The 16,301-nt window shown below is 71.4% G+C and carries 13 protein-coding genes; 10 read left to right on the top strand and 3 right to left on the bottom strand.

Annotated features, from left to right (window positions below):
* Positions 1-3 precede the first annotated feature (3 nt).
* The 3 genes from AB0C27_RS19395 (at position 4) to AB0C27_RS19385 (ending at position 4,788) form a co-directional block, all read left to right on the top strand.
* Positions 4-2,127 carry a carbon starvation CstA family protein gene (locus tag AB0C27_RS19395; protein ID WP_357845733.1) on the top strand — a complete coding sequence of 708 codons (2,124 nt, stop codon included), beginning with the start codon at positions 4-6 and terminating at the stop codon, positions 2,125-2,127.
* Positions 2,128-2,180: 53 nt separating this feature from the next.
* Positions 2,181-3,152 (top strand): ATP-dependent DNA ligase, encoded by a 972-nt coding sequence (locus tag AB0C27_RS19390; RefSeq protein WP_357845730.1) that lies wholly within the window; start codon positions 2,181-2,183, stop codon positions 3,150-3,152.
* A gap of 121 nt (positions 3,153-3,273) precedes the next feature.
* A complete protein-coding gene (locus AB0C27_RS19385) occupies positions 3,274-4,788 on the top strand; it encodes a M28 family metallopeptidase (protein WP_357845727.1) in 1,515 nt (504 codons plus the stop codon).
* 84 nt (positions 4,789-4,872) lie between these two features.
* Here AB0C27_RS19385 and AB0C27_RS19380 read toward each other — a convergent pair whose 3' ends face one another.
* The 3 genes from AB0C27_RS19380 to AB0C27_RS19370 all read right to left on the bottom strand — a co-directional run bounded on the left by AB0C27_RS19380 (position 4,873) and on the right by AB0C27_RS19370 (position 8,731).
* Positions 4,873-6,273, bottom strand: a complete 1,401-nt coding sequence (locus AB0C27_RS19380; RefSeq protein WP_357845724.1) for a M28 family metallopeptidase — start codon at positions 6,271-6,273, stop codon at positions 4,873-4,875.
* A 133-nt stretch (positions 6,274-6,406) separates the two neighbouring features.
* Positions 6,407-7,906 (bottom strand): M28 family peptidase, encoded by a 1,500-nt coding sequence (locus tag AB0C27_RS19375; protein ID WP_357845722.1) that lies wholly within the window; start codon positions 7,904-7,906, stop codon positions 6,407-6,409.
* Positions 7,907-8,122: 216 nt separating this feature from the next.
* Positions 8,123-8,731 (bottom strand): hypothetical protein, encoded by a 609-nt coding sequence (locus AB0C27_RS19370; protein WP_357845719.1) that lies wholly within the window; start codon positions 8,729-8,731, stop codon positions 8,123-8,125.
* A 273-nt stretch (positions 8,732-9,004) separates the two neighbouring features.
* On the opposite strand from AB0C27_RS19370, the gene AB0C27_RS19365 reads away from it, so the two are divergent.
* The 7 genes from AB0C27_RS19365 to AB0C27_RS19335 are packed head-to-tail and all read left to right on the top strand — an operon-like array spanning position 9,005 to position 16,292.
* Positions 9,005-10,282, top strand: coding sequence for a hypothetical protein (locus AB0C27_RS19365; RefSeq protein ID WP_357845716.1), 1,278 nt, complete (start codon positions 9,005-9,007; stop codon positions 10,280-10,282).
* Entirely contained in the window at positions 10,275-10,568 is a 294-nt protein-coding gene (locus AB0C27_RS19360; protein ID WP_346115460.1) for a hypothetical protein, read from the top strand. Before AB0C27_RS19365 ends, AB0C27_RS19360 begins: the two co-directional genes overlap by 8 nt.
* Positions 10,568-10,711 carry a hypothetical protein gene (locus AB0C27_RS19355; protein ID WP_357845713.1) on the top strand — a complete coding sequence of 48 codons (144 nt, stop codon included), beginning with the start codon at positions 10,568-10,570 and terminating at the stop codon, positions 10,709-10,711. Before AB0C27_RS19360 ends, AB0C27_RS19355 begins: the two co-directional genes overlap by 1 nt.
* Entirely contained in the window at positions 10,711-11,307 is a 597-nt protein-coding gene (locus tag AB0C27_RS19350; RefSeq protein WP_357845711.1) for a hypothetical protein, read from the top strand. The genes AB0C27_RS19355 and AB0C27_RS19350 overlap by 1 nt, the downstream gene beginning before the upstream one ends.
* 6 nt (positions 11,308-11,313) lie before the next feature.
* Complete coding sequence (locus tag AB0C27_RS19345) at positions 11,314-11,616, top strand: WXG100 family type VII secretion target (protein ID WP_346115457.1); 303 nt, start codon at positions 11,314-11,316, stop codon at positions 11,614-11,616.
* A 4-nt stretch (positions 11,617-11,620) separates the two neighbouring features.
* On the top strand, positions 11,621-16,042 hold the full coding sequence (locus AB0C27_RS19340) for a DUF6531 domain-containing protein (protein WP_357845707.1): 4,422 nt from the start codon (positions 11,621-11,623) through the stop codon (positions 16,040-16,042).
* On the top strand, positions 16,032-16,292 hold the full coding sequence (locus AB0C27_RS19335) for a hypothetical protein (protein ID WP_357845704.1): 261 nt from the start codon (positions 16,032-16,034) through the stop codon (positions 16,290-16,292). Before AB0C27_RS19340 ends, AB0C27_RS19335 begins: the two co-directional genes overlap by 11 nt.
* The last annotated feature ends 9 nt before the right edge of the window (positions 16,293-16,301 follow it).

Here is a 16,301-nt window from a genome sequence, read left to right as displayed (position 1 = left end):
CCGGTGAAGCTGCGTTCCATCATCATCTGGACGGCGGTGGCGATCGTCGGCGCCGTCGGATGGGCGGTGCTCGCCTTATCGAGAGGCGAGAACGTCAACGCGGTGTGGCTCCTCTGCGCCGCGCTCGGTTCCTACGCCATCGCCTACCGGTTCTATGCCCGCTTCATCGTGCGCAAGGTGCTGCGCGCCGACGACCGCCGGGCCACCCCGGCAGAGCGGCTCGACAACGGCATCGACTACCAGCCGACCGACCGCCGGATCCTGTTCGGCCACCACTTCGCCGCCATCGCGGGGGCGGGGCCGCTGGTCGGGCCGGTGCTGGCGGCCCAGATGGGCTACCTGCCCGGCACCATCTGGATCATCGCGGGCGTGATCTTCGCCGGCGCCGTGCAGGACATGGTGATCCTGTTCTTCTCCATGCGGCGCAACGGCAGGAGCCTCGGGCAGATGGCCCGCGAGGAGATCGGGCCCGTCGGCGGGGCGGCGGCGCTCATCGGGGTCTTCGCCATCATGATCATCCTGCTCGCGGTGCTGGCGCTGGTCGTGGTCAACGCCCTGGCGCAGTCGCCGTGGGGTGTCTTCTCCATCGCCATGACCATCCCCATCGCCCTGTTCATGGGCTTCTACCTGCGGGTGATCCGGCCCGGCAGGGTCGTCGAGACCACGCTGATCGGGGTCGTGCTGCTGATCCTGGCGATCATGGCGGGCGGCTGGGTGCAGGAGTCGAGCTGGGCGTCGTTCTTCACGCTGAGCCCGTCGGCGCTGGCGCTGTGGCTGATCGCGTACGGGTTCGTCGCGGCCGTGCTGCCCGTGTGGATGCTGCTGGCGCCGCGCGACTACCTGTCGACGTTCATGAAGATCGGCACCATCGTGCTGATCGCCATCGGCATCGCCGTCACCGCGCCCCCGCTGCAGACGACGGCCTTCACCGACTTCGCCTTCAACGGCAAGGGGCCGGTCTTCGCCGGATCGTTGTTCCCGTTCGTCTTCATCATCATCGCCTGCGGGGCCCTGTCGGGGTTCCACGCGCTGATCTCGTCGGGCACGACGCCGAAAATGATCCAGAAGGAGAGCCAGGTCCGGATGATCGGCTACGGCTCCATGCTCATGGAGTCGTTCGTCGCGGTCATGGCGATCACGGCGGCCTGCGTGCTGTCCCCCGGCCTCTACTTCGCCATGAACGCCCCCGCCGGCGTCGTCGGCGCCACCGTGCAGTCGGCCGCCGAGGCGGTCACCAACCTGGGCTTCGTCATCACGCCCGGCGAGCTGCAAGCCGCGGCGGCGGCCGTACAGGAGGAGACGCTGATCGCCAGGACGGGCGGCGCGCCCACGCTGGCCGTGGGCATCTCGCAGATCTTCTCCGGCTTCCTCGGCGGCGCGGCGCTGCAGGCGTTCTGGTACCACTTCGCGATCATGTTCGAGGCGCTGTTCATCCTCACCACGGTGGACGCGGGCACGCGGGTGGGGCGGTTCATGCTCCAGGACACGCTCGGCAACCTGTGGAAGCCGATCTCCCGGGTGAGCTGGTGGCCGGGGCTGATCGCCTCCAGCGCCGTGGTCGTGGCGGCCTGGGGCTACTTCCTCTACCAGGGGGTCAACGACCCGCTCGGCGGCATCAACCAGCTCTTCCCGCTCTTCGGCATCGCCAACCAGTTGCTCGCTGCCGTGGCGCTCACCGTGGCGACGACCGCGCTGATCAAGAGCGGCCGGCTCAAGTGGGCCTGGGTGACGGGTGTGCCGCTGGCCTGGGACGCGGCCGTCACGCTGACCGCGAGCTACCAGAAGGTGTTCTCCACCGACCCGACGCTCGGCTTCTTCGCCCAGCGCGACCGCTACCAGGCCGCGCTCGACCAGGGGCAGCTGCTCGCCCCGGCGAAGACGACGGACGCGATGCGGCAGATCGTGGTCAACTCGACCGTGGACGGCATCCTGGCGGCGCTGTTCGCGATCCTGATCATCGTGGTGATCGTGGACGCCGCCCGCGTCTGGATCAAGGCGATCAGGTCGCCGGAGCCGCTGCCGGACGCGGAGGCGCCGTTCGAGGAGTCGAAGCTGCTGGCCCCCGCCGGGCTCATCGCCACCCGCGAGGAGAAGGAGATGATGGCCAAGGCCGCACAGGGAGGCTGACCCGGCGGCCAGGGACGTTGACCACACGTTCGAATGTGGGTTAGGTAGGTCGGGTGGCCGCTGATGAGACGCGCGACGGGGTCGCCCTGACCAACCTCGACCAGCCGCTGTTCGACGGCGCCGAGGCGACCAAGCGTGACCTGGTCGACTACCTCGACGCCGTCAGCGACCGCATCCTGCCGGTCCTGCGCGGCCGGGCGCTCTCGGTGATCCGCGTGCGCCCTGGCCAGCCGCCGTTCATGCAGAAGAACCTGCCCAAGTACGCGCCCGACTGGGTGAGGTCGGTGACCATGTGGGCGGATTCGTCGCGGCGGCAGGTGACGTACGCGCTGTGCGACGACCGCAGGACGCTGCTGTGGTTCGCGAACCAGCGGGCGGTGGAGTTCCATCCGGCGCTGTTCGTCGGCGACCATCCCACCCACCTCATCCTCGACCTGGACCCGCCAGAGAACTCGCCAGAGAACCCGCCCGAGCACCACGACTCCTTCTCGCTGGCCGTGCGCGGCGCCTTCCTGGTCCGCCAGGCGCTGGCGGACGCCGGCCTGGCGGGCGCGGTGAAGACGAGCGGGGCCAAGGGCGTGCATGTGTTCGTCCCGGTGGCCGAGGGCACCGCCCCCGACGACCTGGCGGCGGCCACCAGGGCGCTGGCCGCCCGCGCCGAGCGGCTGGATCCCGCGCTGGCCACCACCGCCTTCATCAAGGAAGACCGCGAGGGCAAGGTCTTCCTCGACTCCACCAGGGCGGGCGGGGCCACGGTCGCCGCCGCCTACAGCCCGCGCATCCGGCCGGGGGTGCCGGTGTCGTTCCCGGTGGCCTGGGCCGACCTCGACCGGGTCTCGCCGCGCGACTTCACCCTGCGCACCGCCCCCGGGCTGCTGGGGCGGGCCGATCCGTGGGCCGAGCACATGCCGGCGCCGCAGCGGCTGCCGGCCGACCTGGTCGAGGAGGGGCACACGATCCCGATCGCCCGCGTCCAGGCGATGCACGAGGGCAAGCGGAGGGCCCGCGCCCGCCGCGCCGAATAGTGTCCGGATTTTGCCGCGTGAGTGGGTCTTCTCAGCGGTTCCCGGCCGGGTTACGTTTCCGTTCGCGGCGGCTCGGGGTGAATCGCCGCCGCGATTCCCGTCCAACCCTGGGGGAACCTCCATGCGAAGAACGCTCATCGTAGTGATCGCCGCTCTCTCCTTACCGCTGGCGCTGGCGACACCGGTCCACGCGGGCGGCCTCGACGACGTGTTCGCCAAACTGCTCGTCAAGCAGGTCAAGGGCAGCAACGTCAAGAAACATCTCGACGCGCTGCAGGCCATCGCCACGGCCAACGGCGGCAACCGCGCCGCCGGCTCGCCCGGTTACGACGCCTCCGTCGACTATGTGGCGGGCAAGCTGCGCCGGGCCGGGTACAAGGTGACGCTGCAGCCGATCAACTTCGTCGAGAGCTGGTCGGAGAACAGCGCGCCGGTCCTCGACGTCACCGCGCCGAGCGCGAAGTCGTTCGTGCCGAACGAGGACTTCTTCACCTTCCAGCCCTCCCCGTCGGGCGACGTGACCGCCCAGGTCCAGGGCGTGGACCTGACCCTGCCGCCGACGCCTGAGCCCACCTCGACCAGCGGCTGCGAGGCCGCCGACTTCGCCGGCTTCGTGGCCGGCCGCGTCGCTCTCGTCCAGCGCGGCACCTGCCCGTTCGTCAACAAGGTGCAGAACGCGGCCGCGGCGGGCGCGAGCGGGCTCATCGTCTTCAACGAGGGCCAGCCGGGACGTACGGAGGCCAACCCGCTGGACATCGGCGAGTGGCGCGGCGGGATCCCGATGGTCTACGCCGACTTCGCCGTCGGCCAGGAGCTGGCCGCCACCGCGGGCGCGACCGTGCACCTCAAGGTGGACGCCAACCTCGTGCTCGGCACCAATGACAACGTGATCGCCGAGTCCCGCGGCGGCGACCCGCGCGATGTGGTCATGATCGGCGCCCACCTCGACAGCGTCCCCGAGGGGCCGGGCATCAACGACAACGGCTCGGGCAGCGCGGCGATCCTGGAGGTCGCCGAGGAGATGGCGAAGTACCCGGTCAAGAACAAGGTCCGCTTCGGCTTCTGGGCCGCGGAGGAGATCGGCCTGCTGGGGTCGGACCAGTACGTCGCGGCCCTGTCGCAGGCGCAGCGCGACCGGATCAAGGTCTACCTGAACTTCGACATGGTCGGTTCGCCCAATTACGCGTACATGCTGTACGACGGTGACGACTCCGACGCCGAGGGTTCGCCGGCCGGCCCGCCCGGATCCGACGAGATCGAGCGGCGGCTTGAGCGCTTCTACGACTCCCGCCACCTGCCCACCATCGGCACCGACTTCGACGGGCGCTCCGACTACGGGCCGTTCATCGCGGTCGGCATCCCGGCGGGCGGCATCTTCACCGGCGCCGAGGGCATCAAGACGCCGGAGGAGGCGGCGCTGTTCGGCGGGACGGCGGGGATCGCGTACGACCCCTGCTACCACCAGGCGTGCGACACGATCGCCAACGTCAATCCCAAGGCCCTGGATGTGGACGCGGACGCGATCGCCGACTCGGCGGCGCGCTTCGCCTTCAGCCTGAAGGGCATCCCGAAGCGCACGGCGGCCAAGACGGTGGCCAACAGTGGGGCGGCCCTGTCGGCTGAGGGCACCCGCTAGAGACACAGGTAGTGACGCGGGGCCGGGCGGACGCACCCGCCCGGCCCTCGCTCATGAGAGCCGGCCCTTGCTCATGAGAGGCGGTCAGCTCGCCGGGGACGGGTAGCTGACCGGGCTGCGGTGGCCCTGCTCGTCCACCGCGCGGATGCCGAACTGCGCGTTGTCCTTGGACAGGCCCTCCACGGTGTACGAGGTGACGTTCCCGACGAAGCGGGAGTGGGTCCACGTTGGCTCGGTCGTGTCCCGCCAGAGCACCTCATACCCGGAAATGTCGGGCTCGGGGTTGGCGTCCCAGCGCAGGTCCGTGTCGTTCGTGAGCCGGCTCGTCACGATCGCCGCCCGGCCCGGCGAGCGGGGACCCCGCGCCAGCGCCGCCAGCGCGGCCACGTTCACCTGCGTCACCCGCGCCACGTAGTCCGGCTCCACGTACGGCAGCAGGTCACCGTACTGGACGCCGTCCTCCACCCGGATGTCCTGGTGCTGGTGCCGGTAGTCCTCGTGCACCTCCGTGAACCGCACCGCCGGGTAACCCTGCTGCAGGAACGGGATCTGGTCGCCGCCCCGCAGGTAACGGTCGCGGCGGTAGTACAGGCGGGCGTCGAAGCGCGGCACATGCTGGCCGGCCGTCTCGTTCACGAAGCGGGCCAACTGCCGTGACACTCCGTCGTTCTCGCCCCCGACCGACTGGCGGACGGCGGCCTGGGCCGGGGTCTCCGAGGTGGGCACGCCCTCCGAGAACACCCGGACGGCCTTGGCGTCCCGCCCGTTCTCCCCGTCGGCGCTGCCCACGATGTCGTTGGTGAACATGCCCTGGATGTCGACGTTGTTCTGCTTGGCGTCCTGGGCGAAGTGCGCGGAACCGTACAGGCCCTGCTCCTCGCCCGCGACCGCCATGAAGACGACGGTCGCGTCGAACGTGCGCCTGGCCATCACCCTGGCCGCCTCGATGGCGACCGCGACCCCTGAGGCGTCGTCGTTCGCGCCGGGGGCGTCGCAGGTGACGTTCATGACGTCGCTGCAGCGGGAGTCGTAGTGGCCGCTGACCACGTACGTGCGGCCCGCCGACGCGTCCTGGGTGCCGCGCAGCGTCGCGACGACGTTCGTGATCACCGTGGGGGTGGGCACGCGGGGGGAGACCGGCTGGACGAACGACTGCTTGCGCACCGTCATGCGCCCGCCGGAGGTGGCGGCGATCCTGGTGTACTCGTCGTAGATCCAGTCCCGGGCGGCGCCGATGCCGCGTACCGGATCGTCCTGGCTCGACAGCGTGTGCCGGGTGCCGAACGAGGCGAGCTTGGTGATGATCCGGCCGAGATTGCGCGCGTCCACCTGCTGGACCATCTTGTCGATCTCCGGATCCCTGAGCGGCCGCGCCTCGGCGGCCGGGGTCAGGATCGCGGCGAGCAGGACGGCGGCCAGGGCGGGCAGTGCCGCCTTTCTGACAGTCGCTCTTCGGGCAAAGGGGGAGGCTAAGGGGGATGCCAAAGGGGATGCCAAAGGGGATGCCAAAGGGGATGCCAAAGGGGATGCCAAAGGGGATGAAGGCATGGCACGGCTCCACGAGGGTGAGGCGGGCCGGCCCTGGCGTCCCGCACGAGGGCCGGCCCGCGAGGGGGAGCTAGTTGGTGATCTTGACGTCGTCGACGCCGGCCTCCACCAAGGAGGCTCCCGAGGCGTCGGCCGCGTCGATGACGATGCGGACCGTCTGGCCGGCGAACGCGTTCAGGCTCGCCGTGGCGGTGGTCCAGGCGCCGTTGCGGTTGGAGGCGGCGCCGGTCTGGTTGAGCACGGTGGCCGTGGTGGCGCCCACGACGCGGACCCGGAAGTAGTCGGCGCTGGAGGAGTTGGAGCCGTGCGCCAGATACCAGGACAGCGACAGATTGAGCGTGCCCGCCGGTAGCGTGATCGGTGGCGACTGGATCGAGGTGACGCCGCCGTCGATGTCGAAGTCGCCCGCCGACGAGCCCGCCATGCGGCCGGTGACCAGGTCGTTCGTGCCGCTGACCGTGGTGCCGAGCTGCTTGGCGCCGCTGGAGGTGGTCGCCGCCGGATCGCCGCGCTCCCACACGCCCGTGGTGGCCGTGTCGGTGCTGGTCGGGTTGACCGTCCAGCCCGTGGCTGTCTCGAACGTGTCCTGCCAGATGACGGCCGGCGGCACGGCGGTGCCGATCGTCCACACCGCGTACGCGATCGCGTCGGCGTTCCGGTCGAGCGCGGTGTCGTTGATGTTGGCGGTCGTGTCGCAGGAGCGGTGGTAGCAGACGTCGAACGCCTGCCCGGCCGTGCCGCCCCACAGGCCGGCCTGGGCGGAGCTCTTGATGCCCTCCGCGCCGGTGAACGTGCCGCCCGCCGGGATGCCCACCGCGATGAAGGGCCCGTAGTCGGAGCGCCCGTCGAAGTCGGTGCCGCGGGTCGGCACGCCGATCGAGGTGAAGTAGTCCTGGAGAGTACGCTCCAGGGCCGCCGATCCAGCCGGTCCTGGGCCTGAGCCCGTTCCGTCGGAGTTGTCGCCGTCGTAGATGAAGTATCCGGCGTTGGGGGAGCCGACCATGTCGAAGTTCAGATAGCCCTTGATCCGCGCCCGCTCGGCGGCCGGCAGGTTGTTCACGTAGAACTGCGAGCCGCGCAGCCCCTGCTCCTCCGCGCCCCACCAGGCGAAGCGCAGATGCTTGACCGGCTGGAGCGACTGGCGGGCCACTTCGAGCGCGGTCTCCAGGATGGCCGCGCTGCCTGAGCCGTTGTCGTTGATGCCGGGGCCGGCGGTGACGCTGTCGAGGTGGGCGCCGACCATGAGGACGTCGTTCGGGTCGCCGCCGGGCCAGTCGGCGATGACGTTGTAGCCGGTGGCGCCGTTGTAGGTGAAGGACTGCAGGACGGTGCTGAAGCCGGCGGCGTCGAGCTGGGACTTCACGTAGTTCGCCGAGGCCAGGTAGCCGGGCCGGCCGTGGGCCCGGTTGCCGCCGTTGGCGCCGGCGATGGACTGGAGCTGGGACAGGTGAGCCTTGACGTTGGCCAGCGAGAGGTCTGGCGCCGTGGCCGCCGAGGCGGGCGCGGGCGCCATGAGGGCGGCCAGGGTGAGGGTGAGTGCTGCGATCGCCGCGACGAGGGGTGATCTCATGCCGTTTTTCCAGGTCAGGTGCCTAGATAAGAGCATGGCGGCGCCTCCATCCGAGGTCGAGGGTGGAAGATCCCGAGATGGTGCTCTATGGAAGGTAACGCCGCAAATGGGGTTCGCCTAGGGCCGGGGGCAGCTCGGGGCGGCCCCTCGCGTTCGCCGGGGCCGGGGCGCGGGTGACTCAGGGCACGGGTGACTCGGGGCGGGTGGCTCGGGGCGCTACGACCGCGCGGGCAGCTCGGCGCGCAGGGCGGCCAGGAGCGGCTCTGGGGAGTCGGCGAAGAAGCGGATCGAGGTGACCTCGGCCCGGCGGCCGAGCGGGCGGACCACGGTGATCGGCTCGGTCAGCTCGACCGTCACGTTCGTCTGCGAGGAGACGGCCACGCTGACCCTCCCGCCTTCGACGGTCACCATGTGCCCCGCCCCGTACGCCCGCCCACTCCGTACGGAGGCGATCAGCTCACGCGGCACGCGTACGTCGAAGTAGGCGCCGTACCGGATCCGCAGCTCCGCGGCGGTCAGCACGTGGGGCCGGGTGACGCAGGCCGCCACCAGCATGGCCACGAAGAGCAGCCCATACACGTCGGCGACCAGCACCGCGTACCGCAGCCAGGCGGGCACCCCGAGCGAGACCAGCAGCAGATCGAGTACCACGGTCTCGACCGCCATCGCGAACGTCATCAGCGTCATCATGAACGTCTGCTCCTTGCTGTACGTCACCACGGTCGCGCCCGCAGGCACCCCGTGCCGGCGGCGCACGATCCACCGTCCGATGGCGGCCAGGCCCTTGAGCTCGAATCCGATGATCCGCAGCGCGGCTTTGAGCATGACGTTCCTCTTCTCGGCGAAGGTCTCCCCTCCGATGAGAAACGTTGACGTCGCGTCAAGGTCAAGTCCCGGCGAGTGCCGGCGGAAGGATCGATACCCATCGCGGCACCTGGGAGAGATTTTCCGGAATTCGCTTGAACCGTGCTCCGGCCGACGGCGTACAACCTTTCGGAAAACGGGACCGCCGGTGGCCGGAATTGACGCATCTGAACCGCGTCACAGCGAAATGCCGGTGGGCCCGCTGCGCTGACCGGATGCTCAACGGGGACGGCGATGGAATTTCAGGGATGGAGCGACGGCCTGGCCCTTCGGCCACGCGATTACCTGGGAAGGGGCGAATCGCTCGCCGACGTCGTCAGGGCGGCGGGGCCGTACCAGGGAGAATCGCTCTACCTGCTCGCGCTCGGCACCGCCACCACCTTGGCCAGGCTGCACCTGGGCGGGATCGCCGGGCTGCGGCTGCACCCGGGCAACGTGGTGATCGGGGCGGGCGGGCAGGCGTCGTTCGCGGCGGGGCCGCGTGACAGCGAGTTCCCCGCGCAGGACGTCAAGGACTGGGCCGACGTGGTCGTGTTCGCGGCGACGGGGCACGTGGCCGGCCGCGGCGCGGAGCCCGATCTGGACCGGCTGCTCCCGGCCTTGCGCGCGGTGATCGACGAGTGCCGCCGTCCCGACGCGGTCGCCCGCCCGACCTCCGTCGACTTGGTGCGCATCCTGCTCGGCCACTCCAGCCATCCGCGCGGGGTCACCGTGCACGAGCTGCTGCTCGAGGCCGAGCGGCGGACCAGGCCGTACGAGCCGGAGCCCCCGGCGGCCGACCCCGCACCCGCGCCGCTCTGGCGCCGGCCCGCCTACCTCGCCGGGCTGGCCGTGGGCGTGCTGGCCGTGGCCGTGGCGGCCGGGACGGTCGTCCTGGTTTCCAGCCGGGCGGCCGCGCCGCTCGCGAGCCCGGCCGCGAACGACATCGCCGCCGCCGTCGGCCGCCGTACGGCCACGTTCGAGCAGCGGACCGAGGTGCCGCGTTACGGCGAGACGGTCGTCGCCGACGGCCGGCTGAGCTTCGACGCGAACGCGGCCACGGCCTACGATATGAAGCTGACCTGTGGGAACGCTCCACGCACCACCCGCGTGTCCCTGGTGGGCAGGAGCGGGGTCGCGGCCGGCGTGCCCTTCGACGCCGTCCGGCCGCCGCTGGAGCCGTGCGACCAGAGCCGCGCCCCGTCCGTCCGCGACCTCAGCTCGCCGCACTCGATCCAGGCCCTGATCGATGCGGCCGAGTCGAACGTGACCAGCACGCCGGAGGCCGGCGGGCGCACGATCACCGGCTCGGCCCTGGCCCACCGGATCAGGGGCGAGGAAAGCCTGGCCGCGTACGCGGGAACGAGCGCGGAAGGACCGGTCGAATTCACGCTGCGGGTGGACTCGAAAGGGCTGCCGGTCAGCCTGAAACTGCACATGGAAAGCCGGGCCGACGGCACGAGGGACGTCGAAACCGTTTATCGGGATTGGCGCCTGTTCGAGGCCATCGAGGGGGAGACGCCGAATGGCTGAGGAATTCAGCGCCGACCGCCGCGAGGCCGCGAACGTGGCCCGCGATCTCAAAGCCATTCGCGCGGCACTGGACGGCGGGAACGCCGGCGCGCTCGACGCGCGGACCGGCTCGGAGAAGGTGGACGAGGCCGTGCGGAGATTCTTCGCGGAGTCGTCCGACAACCGGGAGCGGATGAACGCGCTCCTCGAACGCGCGGCCGGCCTGCTCGACGCCCTCGTCGAAGGCACGGGCACCCTGGACGGCTCGCTGGCCGACTCGCTCACCACCGGCTCAGGAGGGGCGTGATGAGGACCTTCGCTCTCGGCGTGCTCACGGGCGTGCTGGTCGCCACGATCGTCGCGTCGCTGCTGTTCGCGCTGACCGACCACACCTCACCGGCGACCACGACCCGCTCCGTCCCCGTCAAGGCCCAGTTAGGAGACGGCTGATGGCCGACCTGCCCTTCGGGTTCACCGTACGGGTGCCCGAATCCTGGTACGAGTTCGACGTCTGGCGCGCCGGGCGTACCGGCGACCTGGCCCGCCTGGTGGACGCCCGCGTCGCGGCCGAGCCCGTGCTGGCCCCGCACCGGCCGGTGCTGCTGAAGGTGTTGCGCGAGGTCGCCGACGTGGCGGCCAGGCACGGCGCGGTGTTCGGCGCGGCGATGACCGACCACGTGGAGGACGTGGGCACGGTGCTGGCCACGCTCATGGTCCTGCACACCCAGGGGCGGGCGGACCCGAGGGGCAACACCGTCGAGGAGATCGCCTCGGGCATCGTCGCGATCCCGCCCACGCCGGGCACGCCCGTCTGGCGCGACGTCGAGATCGTCGAGCTCCCCGCGGGCCGCGCCGTACGCGTGACCGGCGTCGAGTCCGGCGAGATCGAGTCGGCGGTCATGCAGACCCTCGTCCCCGTGCCCGGCGGCCACGGCGTGTTGGACCTGGTGATCGCCAGCCCGCACCTGAGCCTGGCCGAGCCCATGCTCGACCTGTTCGACGCGATCAGCGCCACCCTGGCCTGGTCGGACCCAGAAGGAGAGTGAACCGTCATGGCCGCAGGCACCCATCACCTGAGCTTCCCGCAGGTGGAGAACAGCGCGACCCGGCTGGCCAAGGAGAAGGAGGACATCGAGACCCGCCTGACCCAGCTCAAGGCGATGATCGACCAGCTCGTCGGCAGCGACTTCGTCACGGAGCGGGCCTCGGGCAAGTTCCAGCAGGACTACGAGCAGTGGAACACCGGCGCCCGGCAGGTCATGCAGGGCCTGGAGGGCATGAGCCAGTTCCTCAAGACCGCCATCGCCAAGCACCGCGAGCTGGACGCCTCGCTCAGCGGCGGCGCGGGAGCGTGACGACGTGCCGGGCGGATGGGAAGTGCTCGGGCTGGCCGGCGACCCCGCGCCGGGGGACCCGGGGCAGGTGCGAGGTCTCGCCGACCGGCTGCTCAAGGAAGCGCGGCTGGCCGAGGACAACAGGGGCAAACTGGGCGTCGTCTCAGGTGACGGCTCCGCGCTGAAGATGCGCGGCGACTACGCGGCCAAGTACGCCGAGGCGCTGGCCGAGCTGCCGGGCGAGCTGGCCAAGCTGGGCAAGGCGTATCGGGGCGCGGGCGAGGCGCTGATGACGTACGCGGGCAGCCTGGAACAGGCCAAGACGCAGGCCGGGGCCGCGCTGCGCCAGGGTCAGACCGCCGACGCCGCCTACCAGGGGGCGCTCAGGGAGGTGCAGGCCCATCTGCCCGCCGCAGCGGCCGTACGTAGTCTGCCCGAGGTCGAGTCGGCCGTCGGCGCCGCGGACGCCACGGTGCAGGCGGCGGTGCGGCCGGCGGTGCAGCGGGCCCGCGCCGCCGACGCCGACCGCTCGCGCGCCCGCCGCATCGCCGACGAGGCCGCCCGCCTGCGCGGGGACGCCGAGAACCGGGCGACGAGGGAGATCGAGCAGGCGCTCGAAGGCAGCGGCATCAAGGACAGGTCCTGGCTGCAGCAGGCCTGGGACACGATCTCCGCGCCGTTCAGGTCCTGGGACGACTTCGTGGCGTTCGCGGGCACCGTGGCGATGGTGGCCGGGCTGGTGGTGCTGGTCATCGGCACCGGTGGATTAGCAGGGGCGATCCTGGCCGGGGTGGCGCTGGCCGCGAGCGCGGTGGTGCTGGGGGACGCGCTCAACAAGTACCGGCAGGGCAGGGGGTCGCTGGGCCAGGTGGGCATGGCCGCGCTGGGCGTCCTGCCGGTGGGGCGGGGCCTGGCGCTGGTGGCCAAGGGCGCCAAGGCGGTGACCGGCCTGCGCGGCGCGGCGGGCTCCGTACGCGCCGGAGGGGGTGTCGTGATCGGCACCGGCGCGCTGGGCCGAGGCGTCCCCGGCGCGGTACTGGGCGCACGGGCCGGCCAGCCGGGCGCGTCGCTGCGATCGGCGCTGGACGCGGGCGGCGCCCGCGCCACGACGGCCGCGACCACCTCGTGGCAGCGCGGCCGCCAGTTCTTCAGCCAGGACCCCGTGCACTTCCCGACCGGGGTCGTGCTGCTCCCGCAGACCGACGTCGAGCTGCCCGGCACGCTTCCGCTCCGCCTCGAACGCACCCATCTGTCCGGCTGCCGCACCGGCCGCTGGTTCGGCCGGTCCTGGGCCTCCACCCTGGACCAGCACCTGGAGGTGGACGCCGACGGCCTCTACCTGGCCACCGAGACCGGCGCGCTGCTCACCTTCCCCCATCCGGAGCTCGACGGCGAGTCCCGCCCCGGCAGCGGGCCCGTCCTGGTCCTGCGCGAGACCGACATCGGGTACGCCGTCACCGACCCGCTCACCGGCCGCACCACCCACTTCGCCGAGACCACCGAGCCCGGCGTGCTGCCGATCGCGGCGATCACCGACCGCAACGGCGCCAGGATCGACGTCCGCTACACCGACGGACTGCCCGCCGAGGTCGTCCACTCCGGCGGCTACCACCTCGACATCGAGACCCATCAGGGTCGCATCGTCGAGATCCGCCTGCGCGGGGCGGGGCAGACGCTGCTGTCGTACGCGTACGACGAGGCCGGCGACCTGACCGAGGTGACCAACTCCTCCGGCCTGCCGCTGCGCTTCACCTACGACGACGACGGCCGGCTGACCCGCTGGCGCGACCGCATCGGCGCCTGGTACGCCTACACCTACGACCTGGAGGGCCGCTGCGTCTACGGCACCGGCTCGGCGGGCGTCTTCAACACCGAGCTGTCGTACGGCGACGGCGTCACCAGGGCCTGCGACTCCCTCGGCCGGCTCACCGTCTACCGGTACAACGAGCTGCTGCAGGTCACCAGCGAGACCGACCCGCTCGGCCACACCACCCGCTACCTCTGGGACGAACGGGACCGGCTGCTCGCGCGTACCGATCCGCTGGGCCGTACCACCCGCTACGCCTACGACGACGCGGGCGCGCTGATCTCGGTCACCAGGCCCGACGGCGCGCGGCGCACCTGCGAGCGCGACGCCCTGCACCTGCCGGCGACCATCACCGACTACGACGGCAGCACGACCACCCTGCGCCACGACGAGCGCGGCAACCTCGTCGCCGACCCGTCCGCCAGCTACGCCTACGACGAGCACGGCCACCTGACGGCGATCACCGACGCGCTCGGCCACACCCACACCGTCGACAACGACCCCGCCGGGCTGCCCGTCGCGATCACCGACCCGGCGGGAGCCACCACGACCTGCGTACGCGACCCGTTCGGCCGCGTCAGCGCCGTCACCGACCCGCTCGGCCACACCACCCGCCACACCTGGACGGTCGAGGGCAAACCGGCCACCCGCACCACCCCGGGCGGCGCCGTCGAGCGATGGTCGTACGACGCGGAGAACAACCTCGTCGAGCACGTGGACGCCATGGGCGAGATCACCCGCTTCGAGATCGGCCCCTTCGACGTGCCCACCGCCCGCACCACCCCCGACGGGGCGCGGATCGAGTTCACCTGGGACACCGAGCTGCGCCTCACCCAGGTCACCGGCCCGCACGGCCTGACCTGGACCTACACCTACGACCTCGCGGGCAACCTGGTCGAGGAACGCGACTTCGACGGGCGGGTCCTCACCTACGTGCGCAACCCGGCCGGCAACCTCACCGAGCGGATCAACGGCGAGGGCCAGTCGACCAGCTACGTCTACGACGTCCTCGACCGGCTCATCGGCCGGCGCGCGGGCGACCGGCTCACCACGTACGACTACGACGCGCTCGGCCGTCTCACCCACGCCGCGAACCCCGACGCCGACCTGACCGTCACCCGCGACGCCCACGGCCGCGTCATCGCCGAGACCTGCAACGGCCGCACCCTGACCTCCGCCTACGACGCCCTCGGCCGCAGGGTGCTGCGCCGCACGCCGTCCGGCACCGAGACCATCTGGACCTACGACGCCCGCGGCCTTCCCCAGAGCCTGGAGACGAGCGGCCAGACCCTCCACTTCGACCACGACCCGGCCGGACGCGAGCTGTCGCGCACCTTCGGCGCCGGCGTCTCCCTGACGCACGAGTGGGACGACGACTCCCACCTGCAGTCCCAGACCCTCACCAGGGGGCCGGGCCGGCGCGTGGTCCAGCGGCGCACGTACGGCTACCGCAGGGACGGGCAGCTGACGGAGATCGACGACCTGCCGTCCGGCCGCCGCCGCTTCGACCTCGACCCGGTGGGCCGCGTCACCGCCGTCCACGGCGCCGGCTGGTCGGAGAGCTACGCCTACGACTCCGCCGGTCGGATCACCGACGCCGCCTGGCCCGCGCAGGGGGACGGCCAGGGGCCGCGCGCCTACACCGGCACCATGATCCGCCAGGCGGGCCGCACCCACTACGAGTACGACCGCCAGGGCCGCACGATCGTGCGCCGGCGCAAGGGCCTGTCCGCCAAACCCCGCACCTGGCACTACACCTGGGACGCCGACGACCGGCTGACCCACGTCACCACCCCGGACGGGGCCCGATGGCGCTACCTCTACGACCCGCTCGGCCGCCGCATCGCCAAGGAACGCACCGACGGCTCCCAGCGCACGGACTTCGTCTGGGACGGCCTCACCCTGGCCGAGCAGTCGGCCGACGACCGGGTGACGGCCTGGGACTGGGCCCCCGGCACCTTCCGCCCCCTGACCCAGACCGAACGTTCCCAGGACCAGGTGGACGAACGTTTCTACGCCATCGCCACCGACCTGGCGGGGACGCCGTCCGAGCTGGTGGACGCCGGGGGCGAGGTGGCCTGGCGCACCCGCCGCACCCTCTGGGGCGCCTCCCCGGGCGCGCTCACCACCGGCCCCGATTGCCCTTTGCGCTTCCCCGGCCAGTACGAGGACGCGGAGTCGGGCCTGTACTACAACTATCTGCGCCACTACGACCCGGACTCGGCCCGTTACGCCACCTCGGACCCGATCGGCCTGAGGGGCGGCTGGGACCCCCACGCCTACGTCCCCAACCCCCACACCTGGATCGACCCCCTGGGCCTGAGCCCGTACGGGATCTGGAGCTCGACCAGCAGCAGGACCTCGGTCGAGAACGCCTACGGCCACTGGCGCAGTCACGGGGCCGAGTTCCCGCACCTGAACAACGCGAAGGAATACGTGGAGGAGGCGACGGACTTCCTGACCGGCAGCGGTCCTGGGACTCTCACGAGGCAGCGGCCGAACGGCGACGTCGTTCGTTACAATCCCCAGACCGATCAGTTCGGGGTGCTGAACGCGCAGGGTGCTCCACGGACGTACTTCATCCCCGACCCACAGGTACACGGCCATCCGACGAACCTGGACTACTTCAATGCCCAATGACGGCGACCCCTACTGCCGGGTGTGCGGCCTTCTGCAATCCAGCCCGCCATGGGGCGATGACGGCAGGTCGCCCACGTGGGAGATCTGCGCCTGCTGCGGCACGGAGTTCGGCTATCAGGACGCGACACCGGCGGGTGTGCTGCGGGCCAGGCAGGCGTGGGCGGCCAAGGGCTACCCGTGGTTCCAGGAGTCGGAGCGGCCCGCCGGCTGGCGCGTGGAGGACCAACTCGTCCACGCCCAGCAGCTCTGAGGACCGCGG

This window comes from Nonomuraea sp. NPDC048882, from assembly GCF_040649755.1.
Taxonomy (GTDB): domain Bacteria; phylum Actinomycetota; class Actinomycetes; order Streptosporangiales; family Streptosporangiaceae; genus Nonomuraea; species Nonomuraea maheshkhaliensis.
This window is presented reverse-complemented; position numbering and strand designations above follow the sequence as displayed.